Source organism: Bradyrhizobium sp. Leo114, from assembly GCF_055229415.2.
This window is the reverse complement of the sequence record NZ_JBUYEN020000029.1, coordinates 17,498-43,208: the sequence shown is the minus strand read 5'-3', so window position 1 is coordinate 43,208 and position 25,711 is coordinate 17,498. Positions and strand designations below refer to the sequence as shown.

Genomic DNA, 25,711 nt, shown 5'->3' with positions numbered 1-25,711 from the left:
ACATGCACGCGAACGGCCAATTGCCGGCGTATGAATGGAATTTTGGAGATGTGAATCCGCCAGTTCAGGCGTGGGCCACGCTTGCAGTGTTCCGGATCGATGGCGGCACCGACTTCGATTTTCTGGCTCGCACTTTTCAAAAGCTCCTGATCAACTTCACCTGGTGGGTAAATCGAGAAGACGCATGTGGCGACAACGTGTTCGAGGGCGGCTTTCTCGGACTCGACAATATCGGCCCGTTCGACCGCTCGCAGATGCTTCCCGACGGCGACGTCCTGGAGCAGTCGGATGGCACCGCCTGGATGGCCAAGTTCTGTCTCAACATGCTGGAGATGGCTCTGCTGCTTGCCAACCATCAGCCTAGCTACGAAGACGTCGCGGTAAAGTTCTTCGAGCATTTCGCTCTCATCGGCGCCGCCATGAGCAAGCTCTGGGACGACCAAGACGGCTTTTTCTACGATCGACTTCGCAAGCGCGACGGCTCGACTTTCACGGTGCGCGCGCGTTCCATGGTGGGATTGTTGCCAATCTTTGCGGCCGTACAGCTCGATGCGGCGCTGTGGGAACGACTGCCGATGTTTCGCAAGCGCGCGCTCTGGTACATCGAGAACAAGCCGGGCCTTGCAGAATTTCTGCACATGTCGCCGGCCAATGAACGCCCTCGGCTGATCTCGCTGGTAGGCAAGTCGCGGATGAAGCGGATCCTCGCGTGTATGCTCGACGAGTCGGAGTTTCTGTCGTCTTACGGGCTGCGATCGCTGTCGCGTTACCACCGCGAACATCCGCTTATCGTCAACATGGACGGACATGTCGCTCGTCTCGACTACGAGCCGGGTGAATCTCGGACCGGACTGTTCGGCGGCAATTCGAACTGGCGCGGACCGATTTGGTTCCCGCTCAATTTTCTCGCGATCGAGTCGCTACGACATCTTCATACCAGCCTCGGCGAAGACTTTACCGTTGAACTGCCGACAGGATCAGGCAGGCAGGCAAGCCTCGAGCAAGTGGCCGAAGAACTCGAGCGTCGACTGCTCAAATTGTTTCTCCGGAACGCAGAAGGCCAGCGACCAGCGCTGGGACTAAATCCCCGCTTCCGGCGCGGCGGGCCTTGGTGCGATTTATTGCTCTTCTACGAGTATTTTCATGGCGACACCGGCGAGGGCTTTGGCGCCTCGCATCAGACCGGCTGGACCGCTCTCGCCGGCGCGCTGGTGGCTAATCGGCGTTTGCGAAATGATAGGGACGCCTGCAGATGGCGCAATATTTCACTTTGTTCATCACCTACGTCGAGCGCGAGTCAGGAGGCATAAGTTTCCTAATGTGGGGTTCGGTCACAGCGTGCTTCGTGGGTCGATGCGATGGAACTTCCTTCGCTCCTCTTCGGTCAGATTGCGCTGCTGCTCTTCCGTCGGGCGCCGTTGCCCTTCGTCGTTATCCTCACCACCGAAGCCCCATGAAGTCTTCTTGCGGCTCGAACAAGGCGCGTCCGGCAGCACCGACCTTGCGCCAGACACGCTTTGTCTCGACAAAGGCGGCTTCGCTGTTGCCCGTGGCGCCGCCAATGGCCCCACTATGGCTACATACCGACACAAATCCATATAATACATGGATTTTTTTAGTTTAGCGTGACGCCAGTTTGGTTGGCTAGGGTCTTCGGATTGGGTTCTTGATCGCAGCGTCGGCGCGGGAGTTCACGCGCCGTTCACGGACTGCTGATCGGGGCGACGGAACCGGACGTATCGCGGTTCCGTTGAGGGCGGGGGCCAACTTGGGAGAACCATCCGATGCGTAAACTGATTATCGCCGCCACCGCACTGGCGTTTGTTTCGTCGGCCGCTTCAGCACAGACCACCGACAAGTCCGGCGGCACCACTGGCCCCGCGGCGCAGAGCGACAATGCGAGCAAGGATGATGCGTCGAAAATGGCGCCGAAGAAGAGCTCGAAGAAGGTGGCCAAGAAGTCGTCGAAGAAATCCGGCGAAGACACGATGCATCAGTAAGACAGGATTCATGGGGATCAAGGCCGTCCTTCGGGGCGGCCTTTTTTGATGTGCCTCGTCGCTGTGCTCACCGTCCTTGCGTCCGGATTTCCCCTGAATTGCAGGCCACTGCACGCGCCGGGAGGAACATTTCCCTTAGTGTCGAATTACCGGCTGAAGACCTGCGGGCATGGACGGGTGATGCTGAACCTCTTTGACGATTCGGAAGAAGAAGCAGAGATCGAAAAGATCCTGGCGCATCACACCGCGATCAGCGCCGACGCCGACGAGCAGCAGTTTCGCGATGTGCTTCAGGCGCTGCCCGCCGCGATCTACACGACGGATGCAGACGGTCGCATCACCTTCTTCAACCACGCTTGCATCGAGTTCGCCGGCCGTGTGCCTGCCATCGGCGACATGTGGTGCGTGAGCTGGAAGCTGTTCCGCACGGACGGCACGCCGCTTGCGCATGAGGAATGCCCGATGGCGATCGCGCTTCGTGAGAACCGCCCGGTGCGCAACGTGGAAGCAATCGCCGAACGGCCCGATGGCTCGCGCATCTGTTTCATGCCCTACCCCACGCCCTTGCGCGACGCTGACGGCCGGCTGATCGGCGCCGTCAACATGCTGGTCGATACCACCATGCGCAAGCAGGCCGAGGAGCGCATGATGCGGCTCGCTTGGGAGGTCGATCATCGCGCCAACAATCTGCTGGCGGTGATCCAGGCGATCCTGCGCCTGACCAAGGCCGATACTGCGGAGGAGTTCCAGGCGGTCTTCCAGGGGCGCCTCAGCGCGCTCGCCAATGTGCAGCGGCTGTTCTCGGTGTCGCGCTGGACCGGCGCCAACATCCGCGCGATCATCGAACAGGAGCTCAAGCCCTATGCGGTGGACGACTCGAGACGGGTCGCGATAGACGGCGGCGATTTGAGGCTGACGGCCACGCTGGCGCAGGCGATCGCGGTCTCCGTGCATGAGCTCGCCACCAACGCCGCCAAATATGGCTCGCTCTCCAGCCCCTCGGGAAAGATCGCCGTCAGTTGGCGGACCGATAACGCCAACCTATCGCTGCGCTGGCAGGAGAGCGGCGGACCAAGAGTGGCCGAGCCCACCCGCACCGGATTTGGCGTCGACGCCGTCGACGGCGTGGTCCGCACCTTGAGCGGCACCATCACCCGGCAGTGGAAGCCGGAAGGCCTGATCTGCGAATTCTGCTTCCCGGATATCGCGGCGTAGCGAGCAGCCCCTTACATCTGCACCTCGATCAGCCTCGGTCCCGGCTCGGCGATCGCCTCCGCGAGCGCCTTGTTGAACTCGTCGGCCGTGGTGACCGCGCGGCCGGGCACGCCCATGCCCTTGGCGAGCGAGACGAAGTCGATGGTCGGCCGGTCGATCTTCAGCATGTCCTGCGCGCGCTTACCCGGCTCGCCGGCGCCGACGCCGTCGAACTCGCCGCGCAGGATCTGGTAGATGCGATTGGCGAACACAATGGTGACGACGTTGAGGTTCTCGCGGGCCTGCGTCCACAGCGCCTGGATCGTGTACATCGAAGAGCCGTCGCCGACCATGCAGATCACCTTGCGATCGGGAGCGGCCACCGCGGCGCCGGTCGCAACCGGCGGCGAGAAGCCGATCGAGCCGCCCATGTTCTGCAGCCAGTCATGCGGCGCGGCGGCCGCCGTCGGCGGGAAGAAGCCGCGGCCGGTGGTGATGGATTCATCGACCACGATGGCGTTCTCCGGAATCGCGCACGCGATCGCCTGCGCGATCGAGGCAAACGTCAGCGCGCCAGTCGGCTTCGCAAGCTCGACAAGCTTCTGCGGCTTGACGTCCTGCGGCTTGGCCCCGAGCGCGCCAGCCAGCGCCTCCAGCGCCGCCACCGAATTCTCCCCGCCCGAGGTCATGCGGTGCACCTCGCACCCCTCCGGCTTCAGAAGGCTCGGCTTGTTCGGATAGGCGAAGAAGGCGACGGGGTCGTTGGCCTCGACCAGCACGATGTTCTTGAAGTCCTTGAGGATCGGCAGCGCCTGCTCGATCACGTAAGGAATGCGGTCGATCAGGAAGCGACCCCTGCCGCGGGCCATTTTCGGATTGTAGGTCTGACCCATCACCTTGCAGCCGGTCTTGCCGGCGATCTGCTGGGCCAGCGCCAGCCCGTGCTCGCTCAGCGCACCGCCGGTCAGCAGCAACAGGTTCCGCGAGCCGCCTTCGCGCAGGATCTTGGCCGCCGCTTCCACCGCCTGTGCCGAATAGTTCGGCCGCTGGCTTTCGGCCGGGACCTGGGCGATACCGTCAGCCTCGTTCCAGGCGGTGTCGGCCGGCAGGATCAGGGTCGCGATCTGCGGCGGCGTGCTCTTGGCGGCGGCAATCGCGGCGGCGCCATCGGCGGCGACCGACTTGGCGTCCGGCGAGGTCCTGACCCAGGCCGACATCGGCCGCGCCAGGCCCTCGATGTCGGAGGTCAGCGGCGCGTTATACGCGATGTGGTAGGTCGCGTGCTGGCCGACGATGTTGACGATGCCGGAATTCGCCTTCTTGGCGTTGTGCAGGTTGGCAAGGCCGTTGGCGAGACCCGGGCCGAGATGCAGCAGCGTCGAAGCGGGTGTTTCCTTGATACGGAAATAACCGTCGGCCGCCCCCGTCACCACGCCCTCGAACAGGCCGAGCACGCAGCGCATGCCCTCGACCCTGTCAAGCGCGGCGACGAAATGCATCTCGGAGGTGCCGGGATTGGTGAAGCAGACGTCGACGCCGCCCGCGACCAATGTCCGTACCAGACTTTCCGCACCATTCATGTCTCGCTCCCGCATTCCCGCGCTGTTTTGTTGGCCCAAGTAATGTTGTGTTGGCCCAAGTCGACTATCTCAAGCCCGGCGTTCCGAGCCCAGATCAACCATTGTTCGCCCGTTTCGTCAAAGGTTTAGCGGGACATTGCTGCCATCGTTTCTGATGTGTTGCCTTTTTTAACCGCGGTGCCCGAAAATCCGTCGCTCACGGCGGCGTGGGTTGCGCATTCGAACAACTTATGGCCTCACTTTCATGAGGCTGGAAATAACGCGAGGAAGGCAATGACACGGGGCAGGGTTTTGCTGGCGGCGGCGCTCTTGATGCTGGGAGGCGCCGGTCAGGCGCAGGCCCAATTCTTCGACACCCGCGACATCATGGGCGGCGGCCCCAGCTTCTTCGGCACCGGCGCGAGCCCGATCCAACGGACGACCGTGATGTACCCGAGCCGTTATGCGCCGGGCACGGTCGTCATCAACACCGCCGAGCGACGGCTTTATCTCGTCCTCAATGACGGCCAGGCGCTGCGTTATGGCATCGGGGTCGGCCGCGACGGCTTCCGCTGGGGCGGAACCCATCGCGTCACCGCCAAGAAGGAATGGCCGAGCTGGACGCCGCCGGCGCAGATGCTGCGGCGCCGTCCCGACTTGCCGCGCCACATGGCCGGCGGCGTCGAAAATCCGCTCGGCGCCCGCGCGCTGTATCTCGGCTCGACGCTCTACCGCATCCACGGCTCGAACGAGCCGGAGACAATCGGACAGGCGGTATCGTCGGGCTGCTTCCGCATGACCAACGAGGATGTGGTGGATCTCTATAGCCGCGTTTCCGTGGGCACCACCGTCGTCGTCAAGAATTAGGACGGTGCGGGAACCAGCGCTGCCATGCGCAAGCAAGCTTGCGCGCGCACGGTGATTGCGGCAGCGTTATAGCGATGTGCACGCTTCACCGTATCCTGGCTATCCTCGTCCTCGCAATCGCCCCGGCCGCGATCATGCCCGGCCTCGTTGCGCCGTCGGCATGGTCGGGCGAGAACCCATCGATCGCCGCGCGCCAGCGCAACGAGAAGAAAGCCTTCACCGATAGCGAGATCATCGAAGGCTTCATGAAGACGGCGTTCGGCGCCGAGTACCACCTCGCCGGCCGCGTCGACCGCATCCGCAAATATGACTCCCCGATCAGGGTGTTCGCCGACGGCACCCGCGCCGACCGCAAGGCGCAGCTCGCAAAGATCGTCGGCGATGTCGCCGCCAAGGTCCAGCACCTCGACATCGCCATGACCGAGAGCAGCGAGATCGCCAATGTGAGGGTGAAGCTGGTGCGCGACCGCGATCTCTATCGCACCATCACGACCTTCTATGGCAGCGAGCGCGCGAAAGAAATCCGCTCCTCGCTCGACCCGCAATGCCTGAGCGGCTTTCGCAAGAACGACAATTTCGAGATCGAGCATTCCGACGTGATCCTCACGGTCGATAACGGCGACTTCGTCTTCTTCGATTGCGCCTATGAGGAACTGCTGCAGTCGCTCGGCCCGATCAACGATACCTCGAGCGTGCCCTGGACCATGTTCAACGACAACGTCTCGATGGGCTATTTCGACATCTACGACCAGTACATCCTCAACCTGCTCTACGATCCCCGCATCAAGGCCGGCATGACCGTGCAGGACGTCAAGGCCTTGCTGCCCGACGTCCTCGCCGACGTCCGCGCCTGGGTGAAGAAGGTGAACAATCTGCCGGAGTGAGGGGGTGCTTCCCTTCTCCCCTTGTGGGAGAAGGTGGCGCGCATGCAATGCGCGACGGATGAGGGGTTGTCTCGGCGGGCGACGGTGCGCGTGGAGAAAGACCCCTCACCCATGTGCGCTCTTGGCTAGCGACGGAGTAGCCCTCTCCCACAAGGGGAGAGGGCGCACCAATTGACAGCGCCGTGCCTACCATCCAGCGCAGTGCTCGCGATGGTGGGCACGCTTCGCTTTGCCCACCCTACGGCGTCGCGGAAAGTTCTGATTCAATTTTCAAACAGCAATTCCGTAGGATGGGTAGAGCGAAGCGAAACCCATCGCGATGGAGCAAGCCGCACGCATGATGGGTTTCGCTTCGCTCTACCCATCCTAGGTGTGACTCAGCGGATGTGAGTTCGCGTTCTCGCGGCGCATTGCGTCCGAGCTTTGCTGCACTTTCCACCCTCTCATTCAATAGAGGGCGCAGGGAAAGCCGGGTGCCGGTTGCACCCGTGGGTCCCGTGCAACAAAAAGCACGGGGGTAGGACCACAGGTTCAACCGAAGCATTCCGGCTTTCCCTGCGCGATGGTTTACGGCTTACTTCGTGCTCTCCTCGGTGACCGGGCTTTCTTGCCACCGTCGTCCGCGGCAGCTCTTGCTGCTCGCGTACTTAGCGCCAGCGTCGGGGCGCCAGGACCACACGACTTCGCCGTCCGCTGATGCTGCGTTCGTCGTTCGCAACATCTGCGTCCACCGCATCTCACCGCAACGTTCGTGACGATCGCGAGCCGCCCCTCTCTCGGGTGAGACGCGCGGAGTTAAATCACTGATTTGCCCGACGACGGAAGCGGAATGTTTTTTGCGCGAGGGCTGGACAGGGCAAATCACGTTGAGATCGCTCGCGACCGTCATTCCGGGGCGATGCGACAGCATCGAGCCCGGAATCCATTTCTCCGCCGACGCATGCGGCCCGATGGATTCCGGGCTCGCGCCAAGAGGCGCGCCCCGGAATGACGGCGAGTGTGGGACTGAAGCGTCAGAGCCTGGTGCCGGCGCTGCAGATCGACTTCAGCGCGCGCCACTCTCCCGCGGTCAACAATGGTGGGCCGCTGGCGGGGCGGTTTTCGCGGGTCATACGGGCGAGGCGGTCTTCGGTCATGGGGTGGCTTGCGATCAGCGACAGGCCCCTGTCGCCTTCCTTGCCGGTGATGCGGAACATCAATTCTCCCATCGGCTTGGTCGGCCGGCCGAGCCGGTGCATGGTCTCGATCGCGAAGCTGTCGGCGTTCTGTTCGGCTTCGCGGGAATGCGATGCGTTCACCAGCGTCCGCGAGCCGAAGATCACCGCGCCGGAGCCGGTGATGTCGCCGAACAAGAGGCCGATCAGGAACGAGGTGCCGCCATTGTGGATCATGCCGCGCAGGCCGTCGCGATGCTGGAGATGGCCGAGCTCGTGGGCGAGGATGCCCGCGAGCTCATCGACATTTTCGGCTTTCGCGAGCAGCCCATCCAACACATAGACCCTGCCGCCCGGCAACGCGAAGGCGTTCGGAATCGAGGTCGAGAGCACGCCCGATTGCAGCGACGTGTCCATGCCAGCGGATTCGCGCAGCGTGTTGACGAGTTTTTCAAACGCGCGCTGGCCGGCGGGGTTGCCGCACGACTTGCCGTCGAACACCATCTTCACCTGGCTGTCGGCGACTTCGCCGAGCCGCCGCTCGAACGCGACAGGCACCAGAGCCGCCAGCCGGTCGGCGGCAAGCGGCACGCCGAACAGCACGACCAGGACGATCGACACGGTCGCCGCCAGCGACCAGCCGACGATGCTCGCAACGCCGCGGCCGCCGAGCACATGCTCGTCAAGCTTTTCGCAGCGCGCGACGAACTCGGCCGCGAGCGCGGCATCGCGGATCTCGAGCCGCGCCAGCGCGGCCGCAGAGATGCAGGCGAGCCGCAGCTTGCCGGACGGACCGTCGGCGCGGCGGATATCCGCATAGGGCCAGGCGGCGATCCGCTGTCCGTCCTCCTCGATCTCGAGCACGTCGGCGAGTCGCAGCGTGACCGCGTGCCGCTTGCTCGACGTGCCGTCGAAATAGAAGGCGGAGCTAAGTCCACTGTCGATCGCCCCGCTCATGGGTCAAAAGCCCCCGACGTCGAGACCGTCGGCGAAGCCCTCGCCGAGCGCGTTGGCGAGCTCACCTCGGGCGGAGACATTGGCCGTCGCGTCGATGCCATGGACGATCGTCGACCCCAGCACCTTCACCCAGAGATCGCGCATCAGATAGACGCGGATCACGACATTGATGGCGAGCGCGAACAGGAGATAGCCAACGCCCAGGAGCACCAGGAACGGAATGCTCCCGGTAAATTCCTGGCTCGCGAGGAATTCCTTGAGCGGCGTTGCGCTCACGCTGGCGACCAGCACCGCGGATAGCGCGAGCCAGGCCGCAAACACGAGGCCGAGCACGACAATCCAGCCGATCACTTTCCAATAAAGCCCGATCAGCGCGCCGCGCTTCAGCGTCGACTCGAGCCGCACGCCGCCGAAGCGGAGGCCGGACAACCACCATCGCCATTCGACCGCTTTGTAGGCACCGTAGATGAAGGGCGCGAGCGGCACGATGCAGACTGCCACCGGCACCAACAGCCAGAGCCACCAGCCGCGCTTGAAGAACTCCCAGCCGCGCCCCTCGAAGCTGCCCTGCAGGTCGCCATAGTAGGAATGGCGCATCTTGTAGCGCTCGAGCGCCGCGACGCGCCACGGCAGGGCGAGGCCGAGGGTGACGATCACCGCGGGTCCCCACAACGCCGAGAGCCCGGCATAGGCCCAGCCGGAGCCGCTCATCCAGAATCGCACGCCGCGCCACACCGTCCGCGTCAGGCGGTAGCGGCGCGCGCGAAAGATCGCGAACTGTCCGAACAGATAGAAGAACGCCACCAGCGGAATGCTGGCGAAAGCCTGGGCGCGCTCGGCCTCGAGGCCGACCAAGAAATAAGCGAGGTAAACCGGCACCAGGATCGCGAGCGCGACCAGGAAGCCGATCAGAAGCTCCTTGCCGCGGCCGGTATATTCTGCGGCGTCGCCTTCGATCTCGGTGTTGGACCAGAGATGACGGCGCATGTCGGTCGCCAGCCAGAACCGGTAGAAGCCGAGCGTGACGAATTCGAGCCCGGCGCCGCGCTTGACCAGGTCGAAGAATTCGCGGCGACTGCCCGTGAAGGCCACCGGTATCGGCGGCGGGACAGGCAGGGGCGGCGGCTGCGGCGGCCCAATCGGGGTCCAGCTCATCTCGTGCACGGGGATCAACTCCAGGCGGTCTCTGCGGATCGCACAAAACCACAGATTTATCAAAGGAAGGTGATCGAGATATTCGCGCAGGAGTCGAGTGTAAAGTGAATGACGTGCCGTGCAGATGACGGAGGTATCCGGTGCCCGTCATTCCGGGGCGTCCGAAGGACGAGCTATGATGTGCAATTGCAGATCAGAGAATCCATCGAGCCACACATCGCCCTGTCATTCCGGGGCGCGACGTAGTCGCGAGCCCGGAATCCATTTCGCCATTTGTGCAGGCGGAGAAATGGATTCCGGGTTCGACGCTTCGCGTCGCCCCGGAATGACAAGTGGAGAGAATGCCGCTACGCGGTCTTGTCGAACAGTTCGCGGCCGATCAGCATGCGGCGGATTTCGCTGGTGCCGGCGCCGATCTCGTAGAGCTTGGCGTCGCGCAGCAGGCGGCCGGTCGGATAGTCGTTGATGTAGCCATTGCCGCCGAGGAGCTGGATGGCGTCGAGCGCGCATTGCGTCGCCTTCTCGGCGGCGTAGAGGATCGCGCCGGCGGCGTCCTCGCGCGTGGTCTCGCCGCGGTCGCAGGCTTTCGCCACCGCATAGACATAGGCCCGCGAGGCGTTCATCGTGGTATAGATGTCGGCGACCTTGCCCTGCACGAGCTGGAAAGTGCCGATCGGCTGGCCGAACTGCTTGCGCTCGTGCACATAGGGCATCACCACGTCCATGCAGGCCTGCATGATGCCAATCGGGCCGGCCGCCAGCACCGCGCGCTCATAGTCGAGGCCGCTCATCAGCACGTTGACCCCGCGGCCGACCTCGCTGAGCACGTTCTCCTCCGGCACCTCGCAATCCTCGAACACCAGCTCACACGTGTCGGAGCCGCGCATGCCGAGCTTGTCGAGCTTCTGCGCGGTGGAGAACCCCTTCATGCCCTTCTCGATGATAAAAGCGGTGATGCCGCGCGGACCGCCGTTCGGATCGGTCTTGGCATAGACCACCAGCGTCTCGGCGACAGGACCGTTGGTGATCCACATCTTGTTGCCGTTGAGCACGAACCGATCACCCTTCTTCTCCGCACGGGTCTTCATCGAGACCACATCGCTTCCGGCGCTCGGCTCGGACATTGCGAGCGAGCCGACATGCTCACCCGAGATCAGCTTCGGCAGATATTTCCGCTTCTGCGCCTCGTTGCCGTTGCGGCGGATCTGGTTGACGCAGAGGTTGGAATGGGCGCCGTAGGACAGGCCGACGGACGCGGAGGCACGCGAGATCTCCTCCAGCGCGATGCAGTGCTCGAGATAGCCGAGGCCTGTTCCGCCATATTCCTCCTCGACGGTGATGCCGTGCAGCCCGAGCGCGCCGATCTTCGGCCAGAGGTCGCGCGGGAATTGGTTGGTGCGGTCGATCTCGGCCGCGCGTGGGGCGATCTCGTTGCTCGCGAAATCGTACACGGTCTCGCGGATCGCATCCGCGGTCTCGCCCAGGTCGAAATTGAACATCCGTTGCGCGTTGGGAATCATGGCGAGCGGCCTCCAGAATGGCTTGTTGCCCTAGGCTTATTCGCTGCCGGGCGGCTTGTCACGGGGAGGTTTCTTCTTCCGCTCCCCGCACCGCCGTCATTCCGGGGCGACGCGAAGCGTCGAGCCCGGAATCCATTTCTCCGCACGTATATGCGGCCCAATGGATTCCGGGTTCGTCCTTCGGACGCCCCGGAATGACGAGGGCGGTAGGTACCTTCCCTCTCCCCGCAGGCGCGGCTCGGTGGAAGCCGATGCGGCCAAATGTGCCAAACTCGCCCTTGCCCTGCGCGGCGTGACGGGTTGTAATCCGCCAAAAATGCGCCCGACGGAACAACCGGACCGGGACGATCCAAGGAGATACGCCATGCACGGGACGGTCGATCGTATCAAGAGCGAAACCCAGGAGGCCGCCCGCGAGCGGGCTTATGCGATCCCGCTGGATCAATTCGACCCCAGCGCTCCCGAACTGTTCCGGACCGATTCGTTCTGGCCCTATTTCGACCGGCTACGCCGGGAGGAGCCGGTGCACTATTGCCGGGACAGCCTGTTCGGGCCCTATTGGTCGGTGACCAAGTATAACGACATCATGGAGATCGAGACCAACCATTCGGTGTTCTCCTCGGCCGCCTCGCTCGGCGGCATCACCATCCGCGACATCGCCCCGGATCTGCGCCGCGAAAGCTTCATCGCAATGGATCAGCCGCGGCACTCGGCGCAACGGCGGACCGTGGCGCCGATGTTCACGCCGACCCATCTCGACGAGCTGGCGATCAACATCCGCAAGCGCTCGACCGAATGCCTCGACAACCTACCGCGCGGCGACGTGTTCGACTGGGTCGACAGGGTCTCGATCGAATTGACCACGCAGATGCTGGCGGTGCTGTTCGATTTCCCCTGGGAGGACCGGCGCAAGCTGACGCGCTGGTCGGACGTCGCCACCACCCTTCCGGGCGCCGGCGGGCTGGTCGCGACCGAGGACGAGAGGCAGGCAGAGCTGATGGAATGCGCCAGCTATTTCTCGCGGCTGTGGAAGGAACGGATCGACCAGCCGCCGAAGAGTGACCTGCTCTCGATGATGGCGCACAGCCCGGCGACCCGCGACATGGATCCGAAGAACTTCCTCGGCAATCTGATCCTCTTGATCGTCGGCGGCAACGACACCACGCGCAACACGCTTTCCGGCAGCATCTATGCGCTGAACCGGAATCCGGACCAGTATCGCAAGCTGAAGCAGAACCCTGACTTGATCGACAGCTTCGTGCCGGAGGTGATCCGCTGGCAGACGCCGCTGGCGCATATGCGCCGCACTGCGCTTGCCGACATCGAGTTCCATGGCAAGCAGATCCGGAAGGGTGACAAGGTCGTGATGTGGTACGTCTCGGGCAACCGCGACGAAGATGTGATCGAACGTCCCTACGAGTTCATCATTGATCGCGCCCGTCCCCGCACTCACATTTCGTTTGGCTTCGGCATCCATCGCTGCGTCGGCCTCAGACTTGCCGAATTGCAGTTGAAGATCATCTGGGAAGAGATCCTGAAGCGCTTCGACACGATCGAGGTGGTGGAGGAGCCGAAGCGCGTGTATTCGAGCTTCATCAAGGGATATGAGACGCTGCCGGTCCGCATCGCGGACTAGAGCGTTTTCGAGCGAAGTGGACACCGGTTCGCGTGAAGAAAACGCGTCAAAACGAGAATCTAGAGCTTCGGTTCTGATTCCATCAGAACCGAAATGCTCTAGCGCTTTTGGGAGTTGATAACCATGAACGTGCAGACTTCGGTCAGGGTCGACAGGAACGAGCTGATGCGCCTGGCGCGCGAGGAGGCCTATTCGACGCCGCTGAAGAATTTCCACCCGGGCGCGCCAAGGCTGTTCCAGAACGACACGTGGCAGCCGTGGTTCGAGCGGCTGCGCAAAGAAGAGCCGGTGCATTACTGCACCAACGCGCCGATCGAGCCCTATTGGTCGGTTACGAAGTACAACGACATCATGCATGTCGACACCAACCACGGCATCTTCTCCTCTGATGCGACGCTTGGCGGCATCGGCATCCGCGACATGCCGGTCGGCTATGACTGGCCGAGCTTCATCGCGATGGACCAGCCGAAACACTCGGCGCAGCGCAAGACGGTGTCGCCGATGTTCACGCCGACGCATCTGGACGAACTTGCCAAGCTGATCCGCGAGCGGTCGCAACGGGTGCTGGACGGCCTGCCGCGCAACGAGACCTTCAACTTTGTCGAAAGGGTCTCGATCGAATTGACCACGCAGATGCTGGCGACGCTGTTCGACTTCCCCTGGGAGGAACGGCGCAAGCTGACGCGCTGGTCCGACGTCGCTACCGCTCTGCCCAAGAGCGGCATCGTCGACTCGCCGGAGCAGCGGCGGAAGGAAATGGACGAATGCTACGCCTATTTCGCCAAGCTCTGGAACGAGCGCGTCAACGCGCCGCCGCGCAACGATCTGTTGTCGATGATGGCGCATAGCGATGCGACGCGGCACATGGACCGCGACAACCTCATGGGCAACCTCATCCTGCTGATCGTCGGCGGCAACGACACCACGCGCAACACTATGACCGGCTCGGTGCTGGCGCTGAACGAAAACCCGGAGCAGTACGAGAAGCTCAGGCAAAACCCTGAATTGATCGACTCGATGGTGCCGGAAGTGATCCGCTGGCAGACGCCGCTCGCCCATATGCGGCGTACCGCTCTTGAAGATACCGAGCTCGGCGGCAAGACGATCAAAAAGGGCGACCGCGTCGTGATGTGGTATGTCTCGGGCAACCGCGACGAAGAGGTGATCGACCGCCCCAACGAGTTCATCATCGACCGACCGCGGCCGCGCACGCATCTGTCGTTCGGCTTCGGCATCCACCGCTGCGTCGGCATGCGGCTCGCCGAGCTGCAATTGAAGATCATCTGGCAGGAGATGCTGAAACGGTTCGACCGTATCGAGGTGGTCGGCGAGCCCCGGCGGATCTATTCCAGCTTCATCAAGGGATATGAGACGCTGCCGGTGCGGATTCCGGGGTGATCGTCATTGCGAGGAGCGAAGCGACGAAGCAATCCATGCTTCCACAAGTGGCGAGATGGATTGCTTCGCTTCGCTCGCAATGACGCGGGGAGAGCGGCGCACTCCACTCTATCCCCTCACCCTGAGGAGGTCGCGTAGCGACCGTCTCGAAGGGCGAGGCCACAGGCCGGGCCTCAGCTCCGTCATTGCGAGGAGCGAAGCGACGAAGCAATCCATGCCTCCGCAAGTGGTGAAATGGATTGCTTCGCTTCGCTCGCAATGACGGAGATATAAAAACCTGGCATGACAGCCTGCACCAGATGCGAAGGGAAGGCTGCGCGAGCTTCCCTTAAGTCTTCTGTTGGCGCACCGCAACGGCGTTACGCCAGCTTGATGTCCCAGAGGCCTTCCTTGCGGCAGGCGGCGACCTCCTCGCGCAACAGCGTGGTGACGGCGGTGGTCGCGATTGAGGTGGGACGATCGATCGGAGAGGCAATGATCAGCTCGCGCGACAGCGGCTTTGCGATCGCCGCGGTTTCCAGCCGGCCGTCGGCGACTTCGCTCCGCACCGAGGATGGCGGCAACAGCGCAAAGCCGAGCCCCTCCTCGACCAGGCTGGTGAGCACGCGGAACGAATCCGCCTCGAGCTGGACGTCGAGCTTGATCTTCTTGAGCGCCGCGGCGTGCTCGATCAGGGCACGGAGCCCATGCGAATGACTGGGCAGTACCAGGCGCTGGCGCAAGAGCCAGCCGATCTCGACCTGCTTCTTGCGCGACAAGCCGCAGCCGCGAGGGCCGACGGCTATGATCTGGTCGCGGCCGAGCGGCTGCGCCGCCAGATGCAGGTCCGCGGTGCGGCCGTAGATGATCGAAATATCCATCTCGCCGCGGTGCAGCCATTCGATCAGGTGGCCGCTATAGCTCTCGACGATGCGCAGCGAGATGCCGGGGAAATTCTCCACGCAGCGGCGGGCGAAGCGCGCCGAGAGCACGCAGCTCACCGTTGGCACCAGGCCGAGCACCACGCGGCCGGACGGCGGGCCCTGCGCGGACTGGATGTCGTCGCGGATCTGGTCGACCTGGCGGACGATGCCGGAGGTGCGCGCGAGCAAGAGGCGACCGGCATCGGTCAGCACCATGCCGCGGCCGTTCCGCGTAAACAGCTCCGTGCGCAGCTCGTGCTCGAGCAGCTTGATCTGCCGGCTCAGCGCCGGCTGAGCTATGCGCAGCGTGTCGGAGGCCTTGCTCAGGCTCCCGAGTTCCGCGACGCAGGTAAACGTCCTAAGCTGGCGGAAATCCATGCTTGCCAATCTTGGAATGCTACTTCATACGCTATAACAAAACAGCATAGGGAGTTTACGCCGGCGCCACAATGGTCCGCCGCGCCTTTCAGATCCGCCATCCCTTAAACGAACGCGCCGGTGATTTCCGATGACCGCACAAGAACACCATGACGACTATTCCGACATCCGCGATGCGGTGGCAAAACTCTGCGCACAGTTTCCCGGTGAATACTGGCGCAAGCTCGACCGGCAGATGGCGTATCCGAAGGAATTCGTCGATGCGTTGACCGAAGCCGGCTATCTCTCGGTGCTGATCCCCGAGGAGTATGGCGGCGCGGGGCTGAAGCTGTCCGCGGCGGCGGCGATCCTGGAGGAGATCCAGCGTGCCGGCTGCAACGGTGGCGGCTGCCACGCGCAGATGTACACGATGGGCACGGTGTTGCGGCACGGCAATGCCGAGCAGAAGGCGAAGTATCTGCCGAAGGTCGCGAGCGGCGAATTGCGGTTGCAGGCCTTTGGCGTGACCGAGCCGACCAGCGGCACCGATACGTCGTCGCTGAAGACGTTTGCGCGGAAGGATGGCGACCACTACGTCGTCAACGGCCAGAAGATCTGGACCAGCCGCGCCGAGCATTCCGATCTGATGATCCTGCTCGCGCGCACCACGCCGAAGGAGCAGGCGAAGAAGCGGACCGACGGGCTGTCGGTGTTCATCGTCGACATGCGCGAGGTCAAGGGCAAGGGGCTGGAGATCCGCCCGATCCGGACCATGATGAACCACGCGACGACAGAGGTGTTCTTCACGGACATGCGGGTGCCGGCGGAAAACCTGATCGGCGACGAGGGCAAGGGTTTCCGCTACATCCTCTCCGGCATGAATGCCGAGCGCATCCTGATCGCGGCCGAATGCATCGGCGATGCCAAATGGTTCATCGCCAAGGCGACCAACTACGCCAAGGAGCGCGCCGTGTTCGGCCGGCCGATCGGCCAGAATCAAGGCATCCAGTTCCCGATCGCAAAAGCCTATGCCTCGATGCGTGCGGCCGAGTTGATGGTGAAGGAAGCCACCCGCAAGTACGAAGCCGGGCTCGACTGCGGTGCGGAAGCCAACATGGCGAAGATGTTGGCGGCGGATGCGTCCTGGGAAGCGGCGAATGCCTGCGTGCAGACCCATGGCGGCTTCGGCTTTGCCGAGGAATACGACGTCGAGCGCAAGTTCCGCGAGACGCGGCTCTACCAGGTGGCGCCGATCTCGACCAATCTGATCCTGTCCTTCGTCGCCGAGCATGTGCTCGGCATGCCCCGCTCCTACTGAGGTGAGACGCATGCTGCCGCTCGAGGGACTGACCGTCATCGCCGTGGAGCAGGCGGTGGCTGCGCCGTTCTGCTCGTCGCGCCTGGCCGATGCCGGCGCGCATGTGATCAAGATCGAACGCCCCGAGGGCGATTTCGCCCGCGGCTATGACGCCGCCGCCAAGGGCCAGAGCAGCTATTTCGTCTGGCTGAACCGCGGGAAGGATTCGGTCGTGGTCGATCTGGCGACCAAGGAAGGCCGCAGCGCGCTGGAAGAGCTCATCGCGGGCGCCGACGTGCTATTGCAGAATTTGAAGCCGGGCTCGATGGACAAGCTCGGCTTCTCGCTTGCACGGCTGCGCAAGGATTATCCGAAGCTGATCTGCTGCACCATCACGGGCTATGGCGACGAAGGGCCGTATGCCAATCGCAAGGCCTATGATCTCCTGATCCAGGCCGAGAGTGGACTCGCCTCGATCACCGGCGGGCCGGAGGGCGCCTCGCGCGTCGGTATGTCGATCGTGGACGTTGCGACCGGCGCGACGGCGCATGCGGCGATCCTGGAAGCGCTGATCGCGCGCGGGCGCACCGGCAAGGGGGCCGACATCCGCATCTCCATGTTCGACGTGATGGCGGACTGGCTGACGGTGCCGCTGCTCAATGCCGAGGACGGCAAGCCGCCGAAGCGCATGGGCCTCGCCCACCCCTCGATCGCGCCCTACGGCGTGTTCCGCTCCAGGGACGGCAAGGAGATCCTGATCTCGATCCAGAGCGAACGGGAATGGAAGAAGCTGTGCGCCGAAGTGCTGGGCCAGCCGGAGCTACCGAAGGATCCGCGCTTCGCCAACATGGTCGAGCGGGTGCGCAACCGCGCGCTGACCGACCAGACCGTCGGCGACGCCTTCGCGAAGCTGACGCGCGACGAGCTGCTGCAGAAATTGGCCGATGCCGACATCGCTTTCGCCGAGGTCAACACCATGGACGACCTCGCCCATCATCCGCATCTGCGCCGGATCGAGGTCGAGACGCCGAACGGCCGCGTCGCCTATCCGGCACCGGCTGCGATTGTCGTCGGCGAACCGCGCCACTACGGCGCGGTGCCGGCGATCGGCGAGCAGACCAGCGCCGCAAAGTCCTCTCCTGCCCGGGCCAAATCATCATGAGCGAACAACTCGACCTCGATCATCTCAGGCAATGGATCGGCCGCACCACTGAGGCCTCCGACACCGTCACCGCGCAGCTCGTGAAAGGTCTGCGCGCGACGCTGTTCCAGGAGATCGGCGAGCCCAAGGTGGGCGATGCCGCGCCGTTCACGGTGCATTGGTGCCTGGCGCAGCCGGTGTTTCCGATGTCGCAGCTCGGTCCCGACGGCCACCCGACCCGCGGCGGCTTCCTGCCGCCGGTGCCGCTGCCGCGCCGGATGTGGGCCGGCGGCGAGCTCGAATTCCTCGACACGCTGCGCGTCGGCGACGAGCCGAGGCGCGTCTCGCGCATCTCCGACGTGAGCTTGAAGAGCGGCTCGACCGGCACGCTGTGCTTCGTCTCCGTCCATCACGAGGTGATGACGCCGCGCGGGCTCGCGATCCGCGAGCGGCAGGATATCGTCTATCGCGAGATGACGAGCACGCCAGCGGCCACATCGGCGAAGGCTCCGCCCCCGCCGCCGATTGCAAAGCACCGCGAGACACACATGGCCGATCCGGTGCTGCTGTTCCGCTATTCGGCGCTGACCTTCAACGGCCATCGCATCCATTACGATCGCGACTACGTCACCAAGGTGGAGGGCTATCCCGGCCTGATCTTCCACGGGCCGCTGCAAGCCGCGTTCATCATCGAGCTGGCGGCGAAGCTTCATGGCGGCCAGCCGCCGAAGAAGTTCGTCTATCGCGGCGTGCAGCCCCTGTTCGAGGGCAGCGAGTTCTCGGTCAACGCCAATGAGAATGGCGAAGGCCTGGACCTGTGGACGGCTAATGCTGAAGGGCAGCCGACGATGAAGGGCACGGCGACCTGGTAGGGCTTGACTAGCGGTCGCTCCTAGGCCGTCATTGCGAGGAACGAAGCGACGAAGCAATCCATATCTCCGCAAGCGGCGAGATGGATTGCTTCGCGGAGCCTGTCATCGGGCGGCGCTACGCGCCGACCCGGTGGCTCGCAATGACGAAAAAATAAACTGGGGAGAATCGCCTGATGTCGTCCCGCAAGCCCGCCGCCGCCAACAGCAAAGCCGTCACGGTCAAGGACGCGACGTTCGGACTGCTCCGTGCCTTCGGCATCAAAAAGGTGTTCGGCAATCCCGGCTCAACCGAATTGCCGTTCCTGAGCGACTGGCCCGATGACATCGACTATGTGCTGGGACTGCAGGAATCCTCTGTCGTCGGGATGGCCGACGGCTATGCGCAGGCGACGCGCAACGCCGGCTTCGTCAATCTGCATTCGGCGGCCGGCGTCGGGCACGCGCTCGGCAATGTCTTCAACGCCTACCGCAACCAGACGCCGCTGGTGATCACCGCAGGCCAGCAGGCGCGCTCGATCCTGCCATTGCAGCCGTTCCTCTACGCCGAACGCGCCACCGAATTCCCGCAGCCCTATGTGAAATGGGCGGTCGAGCCGGCGCGGCCTGAGGACGTCCCCGGCGCGATAGCACGCGCCTATTACATCGCGATGCAGCCGCCCTGCGGGCCGACCTTCGTCTCGGTGCCGGTCGACGACTGGAACCGGTCGACGCAGCCGGTCGAGGCGCGCCAGATCAGTCGCGAGATCGGGCCCGATCCGGCGGCGATGAAGGCGCTGGTCGCCGCGCTCGCCGACAGCAAGCACCCTGCCCTCGTCGTCGGCCCCGCCGTCGACCGCGCACAGGCCGTCGATCTCATGATTGAGGTCGCGGAGAAGACGAAAGCCTTGGTGTGGGCGAGCCCGTTCTCGGCGCGCTGCTCATTCCCCGAGCGGCATCCGCAATTCGCCGGCTTCCTCCACGCTTCCCCGGGGCAGCTCTCGGAGGCGCTGCGCGGGCACGACTTGGTCGTCGTGATCGGCGCGCCGGTGTTCACCTTCCATGTCGAGGGCCACGCTTCGATCTTCGATGGCGCAACCGCGCTGTTCCAGATCACCGACGATCCAAACGCTGCGTCCTTCACGCCAGTCGGCAACAGCATCATCGGCACGATGAAGCCGTCGCTTGCGACACTGCTCGAACTGTTGCCCGAAACCAGGCGAGCCGTGCCCGCGGGCCGCGCGCTGTCGCCTGTGCCCGCACCCGGCGATCCGATTCCCGCCGAGTTCCTGATGCATTTGCTTGTCGCCGCGATGGGGCCGCATGACGTGCTGGTGGAAGAGGCTCCCTCGCATCGCCTGGCGATGCAGAAGTTCATGCCGATGCGCGGGCAGGACAGTTTCTACACCATGGCGAGCGGCGGCCTCGGCTACAGCCTGCCGGCGGCGGTCGGCATGGCGCTCGGCCGCACCGGTTGTCGCATCGTCTGCCTGATCGGCGACGGCTCGGCGATGTATTCGATCCAGGCGCTGTGGACCGCCGCGCAGCGCAAGCTGCCGATGACGGTGGTGGTGATCAACAATTCAGGCTACGGCGCGATGCGCTCGTTCAGCCAGGTGATGCAGGTGCGCAACGTGCCGGGGCTGGAATTGCCCGATATCGATTTCGTCAAGATCGCAGAAGGCATGGGCTGCCACGCCGTACGCGTGACGAAGGCCGCCGAGCTTCCAAGCGCGCTGAAGCGTGGGCTTACACATGACGGCACGAGTCTTGTCGAGGTGGTCGTGGATTCCGCGGTGCCGCTGCTCTACACGCAGAAGGGATAGCAGCCCGTAACCCGGATGGAGCGAAGCGCAATCCGGGCTACGCTGTCCCTCTCAGGAAGCCAGGAATCCTCCGTCTTACGCTGAAGATACAAGCGTTCATACACGGGACAGAGAGCACGGGAGCTTCAAATGTTCCGGCGATCACCTAGCTGAGGCCGTCCGATCCAAACCCTGTTAAGGCAGCGGGTTGTCCAGTCGAGCCGGGGTCTTCCTTTTAGTCGCGCTTGAGCTTCGTGGTAAGGGCCGACGTAGCGAAGCCGGGTTGGTATTGCCGAGTATACGCGTCGGATGCGTGCGAGCGCACGTTCCGCGGCTTTCCTGTCCCGTTCGTCAAACGCAAATCCGAAGCCCATGCGAATGCGGTCAGGCAGCAGCTCGGCGCTTAGGGCTTGATACCATCGCGGTACGCGCAACCATGGACGACCGCCAGCGAAGATCTGTCCAGCCACGTCGCGGGCGGTGTCGGTAACCGACAATGTGTCCGATTGCATCATGGCCCGGTTGTAGGCGACAAACGATTGCCAATCCGCAGGCAAGTCAGTCGGCTTCAGCCCGAACAACGCCCCAAAGAGCCGGCTTTCGGCCCAATATCGCTCGCGCTCTTCAACCGAGAGCGGAGGCAAGATCATGTCGTGCACCATGAGAGCGGTCTCGACGAGGGTCGCGTGAACCCACAGCAACGCTGCGATCTCATTGGCGCGGTAGAGTGAGCCACGCTCGAAGGGACCGATCGCTTCGGGCAAGCGGCCGACGATCGTGGCATGGCGGCGGTGGAGATGCCGGGCAGCAGCAAGAGCCGTATCGACCGAGCCGAACACCATCGTAAACATAACGTCAAAGGTTCGATGAAAACGACCGATCGGATCCGCAAAGGTCCGCGAGTGCTCCGCCACAGCGGCCGCGATCCAGGGATGCGCCAGTTGAAGGAGCAACGCACGACCGGCGCCCAAAAAGATGACCGCTTCTCTATCGATCCTCCAGGTCATCGAGTCCGGACCAAAAATGCCCTCGGCAGATCCGGCAGCCCGAGCCCGGAGAAAATCCAGAGCAGCCTCCAGTTCGCTTGCAGAGACCAATGCGCACCTTTCCGTGTGGACGATGACAGCTTATCCCAGCCGGCCGCAGATCGGACAACCGGCATTTCCGAGTTTGCCCTGCAAGCAGATAAGACGCAAAGATGCCAAAATGGGCGCATACGACCCGGCCCAAAGCCGAACAACAGTTCCAGCCGTAATCACGTCGGCTGCCCGAGCCAGGCTCGGCTCCCACCCTTATCGCGATCCGAATTGATCCGGATCATGGATTGTTCCGTCCAACTCATAATGGTGATGGCAAAATCATCCTGTCATTGCGGGAGCGCTGAGAATTGCCGCAGGACGATCCGGCCCGCGCCTCGCGCGAACATGACCGGCAGCGCTGGCACAGGAAGACCGCGCGGACATTGGCGTCGAAAGCAGACACAGGGTATTTTTGGTCCTTGTCGGCTCGCGCCAGCAGCGCCGGCTAATTACGGACTGCGTACAGGGGCGTCCTGACCGTCAGTTGATAGGCGGGCTTGGGCACCCACATGATTTCGGCGGTGATGCCAAACAGCCGATTGTCGTTATCGTCCATGCGATCGAGATCGAGCCGCATGATCGGTTGCGTGAACGGCTGAATGGGCGCAAGGGTTAGAAGCTGCGCCCCTTCGAAGGACTGCACGCCCACACGGCCAGTGAATCTCCAATTATTGGACCATTGATAGTAGCCGCCGACATAGGCGATCGTGTTCGGGTTGATCTTCACGAGCGTCGTGCCGACGTCAGTGCGCGTGTCCTGGAAACCGGCGAGGAAGCCTTTGGTCTCATCGGAATCAAGTGCATAGTCGAATTCGAGAATGTTGTTGAAGGAGGTTGTGGCCAGCGGACCATTGGGGATCGATTGTGTGATGGTCGATTGCAGCGTCACGGTCGGAAAGGTCCCGCCGTTCTGCTGGTAGAGATCCGCCTGGAAGCCGACGTTCCAGCTTGTGACTTGAAAGGACGACCACCCGCTGCCTCCGAACTCCGTCGAACTGCCGGAGACGCCTCCGTATAGCGAGACACTGTCGGTGACATCGACCGTCAACGGAAAATCCACGTTGAGCGATTTTGCTGCTGGCAGGCCGGTCGGAAACGCCGCGCGGTTCGGTGTTGCAAGCGTTCGCAACGCATCGAATAGAGTTGGATGTCCAAAGCCAAATGCGAGCGATCCTGCCGGCACCTGCGCGTAGCTTGTCCTCAGATCAAGATAGACCGCCGGTATCGATGCGCTGATAGCGCCGTCATCATCATTTGCGCCAAAGGCTGTCCCAGCGGCGAGGATCAATGTCGCGTGCAGTCCAGCTTTCAACATCAGCCGGAAAGCCGAAAATTCCACGCCGCTACATAGAGGAGCATCCAAGGCGTAAATCTTCTCTAGAGACGATGATCATCAAGTTGGGAGGCGCGAAGGTCGATCTCCGCCCGTCCGCTCCTCGACCTTTCCCGAAACTGTCGCGGGGTGAATCCGGAAATCCGTCGGAAAGCGCGAGCAAAGTGGGCAGGGTCTGCATATCCCGATGAGAATGCTACGTCGATGATCTTGTTCTCAGTATCGCTTAGAAGCTGCATCGCATTGTTGAAGCGGACCTGCTCAAGCAGGCCCGAGTATGTCAGCCCGGCCAGCGCGAGCTTCCTCTGCAGACTCCTGACGCTCAGTCCAACCATCTCGGCAGCCTGCACTATCGCCGGGCCTCCCTCGTCAAGATACGATGGTAAAGTCAACTTGAGAATGCCGACGACGTCGCCGCCGAAAGGCTGCCGCTCTGTCTCGGGCAAATGAGACCGGACAACAACTGCGCGATTGGGATAGCTCAAGAACTGCAGCGGCACTTCGATCCATGAGGCTTTCTGACCTGACATGAAGCGTGTATCCGGCCAATGCGATTGAACTTCTCTGCTCGGCATATAATCAGCTTCAAACGCGATCACTCTGGGAGTCCAGCACGCGCCCGCGAACTGACGGACGATGTGCAGGACGAATATGTTCTGAAGCCATTGGGACACCTCAAGATGGGAAATACCTTCCGTTCCAATGAGCTTGCTGCAAATTTTCACGCTTTCGTCGTACGGCTCCAGCCATAGACGCAGATTTGTATCTTCGACCGGCGCCCACTTGCACATCTGCTGAAGAGCAACCAACAGAGTTGGCGAATGCCGGATTCGAACTCGCATGGCATCGCTTAGATGATCGAATGAGAGCCTCTGGGCTGCGCGAAAGGCGATCTCCGACAGCCCCTGCTTTTCCTGGGCGGCCGCCGCAAAGCGAACGGCCGGCAGCAGCGGCACGTAATGATCCGCTTTTTCCTCCAAAGACGTAGGAAGCCGGAATTTGGCGAGAAGCGCCGCGGTGGGTCCGCCGATCTCTGAATGAATTTCAGCAAATGGCATTAGAAATTGGCAACGGGTCAATGGAATAACGGTCATCACTACCTGCCCAAGAAGTCTGCCGCGGTAGCAGACTAGCAGGCTTGCAACTGTCTTGCCTTATCGATTGTCAGGTCGTGCAGGCATGGCGAGCAACAAATAATTCCACTTGACGAACATTTTGGCGGCTGGTGGCCAGATTGGTCCTGAGAATGCGCGTAGCCTCAAAGCATCGGTTCTCTTCAGAGGGACCGTGGGCTTCACGCCTCACACAAACCGATGAGAGCTGTCCGTTTGCCTTCATCTCGGGCGGTCCGCGCGGCCATTATCGCGTCGCTGCGACACGGTGACGCAACTCTCGATGGCACAGCTCGCGCCTGCAAAATCAGCACGCGCACCTTGCAGCGTCATCTCGGTCGCATGGGCACAAGCCACAGCGCAATGCTTGCGGAAGTTCGCCTGACTATCGCGTGCCGCTTGCTCGTGGACTCAAGCATGCGCCTGTCCGATATCGCAAGATTTCTCGGCTATACGAATGCAAGCAGCTTCAGCCGCAGTTTCGTGCGTTTGATGAAAGTTCAACCCGTTGTCTACAGACAGCAGCAACTTGCGCGTAAGCAGGAGCGGCACGCCAATCGCAGAAGAATTTGTCCGATTGACTGCTGAACTGATCCGGCCGATTGGCGCGAAATGGCAAGACTTGCGATCTGAATTGGCGCGAAATGCTTAGCGAAGCTGCTTGCCACATTGGAAGCTGCTTGCCAATTGCCCGGCTGCTGCGGAGCCACTTTCTAGAATGCGCAGAAGAAGATGCGCCAGACGATTTTTGAAAGCCATAGGAGCCGGCCGAAAGGAAAATAGTCCTCTTTCCAAGGAGAAAATTGCCGTGACACTTCGTGCTGCTTTAATCGCATTTTGCGTCGGCGGATTGCTGATCTGCCCCCAAGGACTTTCTGCTCAAACGGCCCCCGAACGTAAGCCGCATATTCCGCTTGAGAAATCCATCGGCCAGGCAAAGCCGGAAGTCGTGCCATCCCTCTTCGTCCTCAATTCGCGCGGTGCGAGCTTGAAGGACGGCAAGCTTGTGCTGACGGGAATTTCGCCGAATGCCATCGTGTTTGCCGATCGACCTGTACGGGCGGCCGGTCACGATCTCACGACGCGAATTGTTGAGGATTGGGGCAACGGCAGCGACAACTTCGCCAAAGATCCTCCAAACGCTACGGTTTCCGGTTTCAAGAAAGACGGATCGTCGGTGATCGACGCCGTCGTCGTACTGAAATCGCCCAAGCTCGAGGACGACAAGCTGACTTTCGATGTCGATATTCTCGAAGGCGATCTTGTGGGAGCTGATGGGCCGGCATCAGTTTTTATCGACATCATCGGCCGCCCCTTCACTCCGCTGTCCTTTGCGGGCGTCGCCCGCCGAACGGCCTGGCGCGGTGCTTTCTACCGAGGTGCGGCCTTTGCGGGAGCGGCCGCAGTGGCCGGAGCTGCCTATCCATACTACGCGCCCCGGTGCGGATATTATCCTTATCCGCCTTGCTATTGAGCTGCGCTGACTGGCGGCATCGTAGCTGCCGCCAGCAAT

At 62.6% G+C, this 25,711-nt stretch carries 22 protein-coding genes; 13 read left to right on the top strand and 9 right to left on the bottom strand.

Features of this window, described 5'->3' with window-relative positions:
• The first annotated feature begins 2 nt into the window (after nt 1–2).
• Entirely contained in the window at nt 3–1,310 is a 1,308-nt protein-coding gene (locus ACZIRK_RS29570; RefSeq protein WP_474418689.1) for an MGH1-like glycoside hydrolase domain-containing protein, read from the top strand.
• Nucleotides 1,311–1,331: 21 nt separating this feature from the next.
• Here the strand turns inward: ACZIRK_RS29570 and ACZIRK_RS29565 are convergent, their stop codons facing one another.
• The gene (locus ACZIRK_RS29565) at nt 1,332–1,514 is read right to left on the bottom strand and encodes a hypothetical protein (protein ID WP_130228342.1); all 183 of its coding nucleotides are present in this window, start codon (nt 1,512–1,514) and stop codon (nt 1,332–1,334) included.
• Nucleotides 1,515–1,784: 270 nt separating this feature from the next.
• Between ACZIRK_RS29565 and ACZIRK_RS29560 the strand changes: the two genes are divergently transcribed.
• Complete coding sequence (locus ACZIRK_RS29560; protein WP_130228341.1) at nt 1,785–2,000, top strand: hypothetical protein; 216 nt, start codon at nt 1,785–1,787, stop codon at nt 1,998–2,000.
• Between the two features lie 180 nt (nt 2,001–2,180).
• The gene (locus ACZIRK_RS29555; protein WP_474418688.1) at nt 2,181–3,215 is read left to right on the top strand and encodes an HWE histidine kinase domain-containing protein; all 1,035 of its coding nucleotides are present in this window, start codon (nt 2,181–2,183) and stop codon (nt 3,213–3,215) included.
• 11 nt (nt 3,216–3,226) lie between these two features.
• On the opposite strand, the gene ACZIRK_RS29550 is transcribed toward ACZIRK_RS29555, so the two are convergent.
• Nucleotides 3,227–4,774 carry an acetolactate synthase large subunit gene (locus tag ACZIRK_RS29550; RefSeq protein WP_130228339.1) on the bottom strand — a complete coding sequence of 516 codons (1,548 nt, stop codon included), beginning with the start codon at nt 4,772–4,774 and terminating at the stop codon, nt 3,227–3,229.
• 273 nt (nt 4,775–5,047) lie between these two features.
• Between ACZIRK_RS29550 and ACZIRK_RS29545 the strand changes: the two genes are divergently transcribed.
• Together ACZIRK_RS29545 and ACZIRK_RS29540 are read left to right on the top strand one after the other, a co-directional pair.
• Nucleotides 5,048–5,620: a L,D-transpeptidase gene (locus ACZIRK_RS29545; protein WP_474418687.1), complete on the top strand. Its 573-nt coding sequence runs from the start codon at nt 5,048–5,050 to the stop codon at nt 5,618–5,620.
• A 134-nt stretch (nt 5,621–5,754) separates the two neighbouring features.
• Nucleotides 5,755–6,504, top strand: coding sequence for a DUF2927 domain-containing protein (locus tag ACZIRK_RS29540; protein WP_245474919.1), 750 nt, complete (start codon nt 5,755–5,757; stop codon nt 6,502–6,504).
• Between the two features lie 1,013 nt (nt 6,505–7,517).
• On the opposite strand, the gene ACZIRK_RS29535 is transcribed toward ACZIRK_RS29540, so the two are convergent.
• The 3 genes from ACZIRK_RS29535 to ACZIRK_RS29525 all read right to left on the bottom strand — a co-directional run bounded on the left by ACZIRK_RS29535 (nt 7,518) and on the right by ACZIRK_RS29525 (nt 11,290).
• Entirely contained in the window at nt 7,518–8,615 is a 1,098-nt protein-coding gene (locus tag ACZIRK_RS29535; protein ID WP_130227247.1) for a M48 family metallopeptidase, read from the bottom strand.
• Nucleotides 8,616–8,618: 3 nt separating this feature from the next.
• Entirely contained in the window at nt 8,619–9,770 is a 1,152-nt protein-coding gene (locus ACZIRK_RS29530) for a DUF898 family protein (RefSeq protein ID WP_130227276.1), read from the bottom strand.
• A 347-nt stretch (nt 9,771–10,117) separates the two neighbouring features.
• Entirely contained in the window at nt 10,118–11,290 is a 1,173-nt protein-coding gene (locus ACZIRK_RS29525; protein ID WP_130227248.1) for an isovaleryl-CoA dehydrogenase, read from the bottom strand.
• 364 nt (nt 11,291–11,654) lie between these two features.
• Here ACZIRK_RS29525 and ACZIRK_RS29520 point away from each other — a divergent pair, with 364 nt between their 5' ends.
• Nucleotides 11,655–12,926: a cytochrome P450 gene (locus ACZIRK_RS29520; protein ID WP_130227249.1), complete on the top strand. Its 1,272-nt coding sequence runs from the start codon at nt 11,655–11,657 to the stop codon at nt 12,924–12,926.
• 123 nt (nt 12,927–13,049) lie between these two features.
• The gene (locus ACZIRK_RS29515) at nt 13,050–14,324 is read left to right on the top strand and encodes a cytochrome P450 (protein ID WP_130227250.1); all 1,275 of its coding nucleotides are present in this window, start codon (nt 13,050–13,052) and stop codon (nt 14,322–14,324) included.
• A gap of 359 nt (nt 14,325–14,683) precedes the next feature.
• Here the strand turns inward: ACZIRK_RS29515 and ACZIRK_RS29510 are convergent, their stop codons facing one another.
• Nucleotides 14,684–15,604 (bottom strand): LysR substrate-binding domain-containing protein, encoded by a 921-nt coding sequence (locus ACZIRK_RS29510; protein WP_130227251.1) that lies wholly within the window; start codon nt 15,602–15,604, stop codon nt 14,684–14,686.
• A gap of 130 nt (nt 15,605–15,734) precedes the next feature.
• Here ACZIRK_RS29510 and ACZIRK_RS29505 point away from each other — a divergent pair, with 130 nt between their 5' ends.
• The 4 genes from ACZIRK_RS29505 to mdlC all read left to right on the top strand — a co-directional run bounded on the left by ACZIRK_RS29505 (nt 15,735) and on the right by mdlC (nt 20,695).
• A complete protein-coding gene (locus tag ACZIRK_RS29505) occupies nt 15,735–16,901 on the top strand; it encodes an acyl-CoA dehydrogenase family protein (protein ID WP_028161769.1) in 1,167 nt (388 codons plus the stop codon).
• Between the two features lie 10 nt (nt 16,902–16,911).
• Nucleotides 16,912–18,042 (top strand): CaiB/BaiF CoA transferase family protein, encoded by a 1,131-nt coding sequence (locus ACZIRK_RS29500; protein ID WP_165435312.1) that lies wholly within the window; start codon nt 16,912–16,914, stop codon nt 18,040–18,042.
• Nucleotides 18,039–18,893 (top strand): HTD2 family dehydratase, encoded by an 855-nt coding sequence (locus ACZIRK_RS29495; RefSeq protein WP_130227253.1) that lies wholly within the window; start codon nt 18,039–18,041, stop codon nt 18,891–18,893. Before ACZIRK_RS29500 ends, ACZIRK_RS29495 begins: the two co-directional genes overlap by 4 nt.
• A 173-nt stretch (nt 18,894–19,066) precedes the next feature.
• The gene (gene mdlC / locus ACZIRK_RS29490; protein ID WP_130227254.1) at nt 19,067–20,695 is read left to right on the top strand and encodes a benzoylformate decarboxylase; all 1,629 of its coding nucleotides are present in this window, start codon (nt 19,067–19,069) and stop codon (nt 20,693–20,695) included.
• A 125-nt stretch (nt 20,696–20,820) separates the two neighbouring features.
• Here the strand turns inward: mdlC and ACZIRK_RS29485 are convergent, their stop codons facing one another.
• The 3 genes from ACZIRK_RS29485 to ACZIRK_RS29475 form a co-directional block, all read right to left on the bottom strand.
• The gene (locus ACZIRK_RS29485) at nt 20,821–21,771 is read right to left on the bottom strand and encodes an oxygenase MpaB family protein (protein ID WP_130227255.1); all 951 of its coding nucleotides are present in this window, start codon (nt 21,769–21,771) and stop codon (nt 20,821–20,823) included.
• A 427-nt stretch (nt 21,772–22,198) separates the two neighbouring features.
• The gene (locus ACZIRK_RS29480) at nt 22,199–23,068 is read right to left on the bottom strand and encodes a hypothetical protein (protein WP_165435313.1); all 870 of its coding nucleotides are present in this window, start codon (nt 23,066–23,068) and stop codon (nt 22,199–22,201) included.
• Between the two features lie 62 nt (nt 23,069–23,130).
• Complete coding sequence (locus ACZIRK_RS29475; RefSeq protein WP_130227256.1) at nt 23,131–24,180, bottom strand: AraC family transcriptional regulator; 1,050 nt, start codon at nt 24,178–24,180, stop codon at nt 23,131–23,133.
• 219 nt (nt 24,181–24,399) lie between these two features.
• Between ACZIRK_RS29475 and ACZIRK_RS29470 the strand changes: the two genes are divergently transcribed.
• Both ACZIRK_RS29470 and ACZIRK_RS29465 read left to right on the top strand, forming a co-directional pair.
• Nucleotides 24,400–24,786 carry a helix-turn-helix domain-containing protein gene (locus tag ACZIRK_RS29470; protein ID WP_130227257.1) on the top strand — a complete coding sequence of 129 codons (387 nt, stop codon included), beginning with the start codon at nt 24,400–24,402 and terminating at the stop codon, nt 24,784–24,786.
• 220 nt (nt 24,787–25,006) lie between these two features.
• On the top strand, nt 25,007–25,672 hold the full coding sequence (locus tag ACZIRK_RS29465) for a hypothetical protein (RefSeq protein ID WP_474418686.1): 666 nt from the start codon (nt 25,007–25,009) through the stop codon (nt 25,670–25,672).
• Nucleotides 25,673–25,711 lie beyond the last annotated feature (39 nt).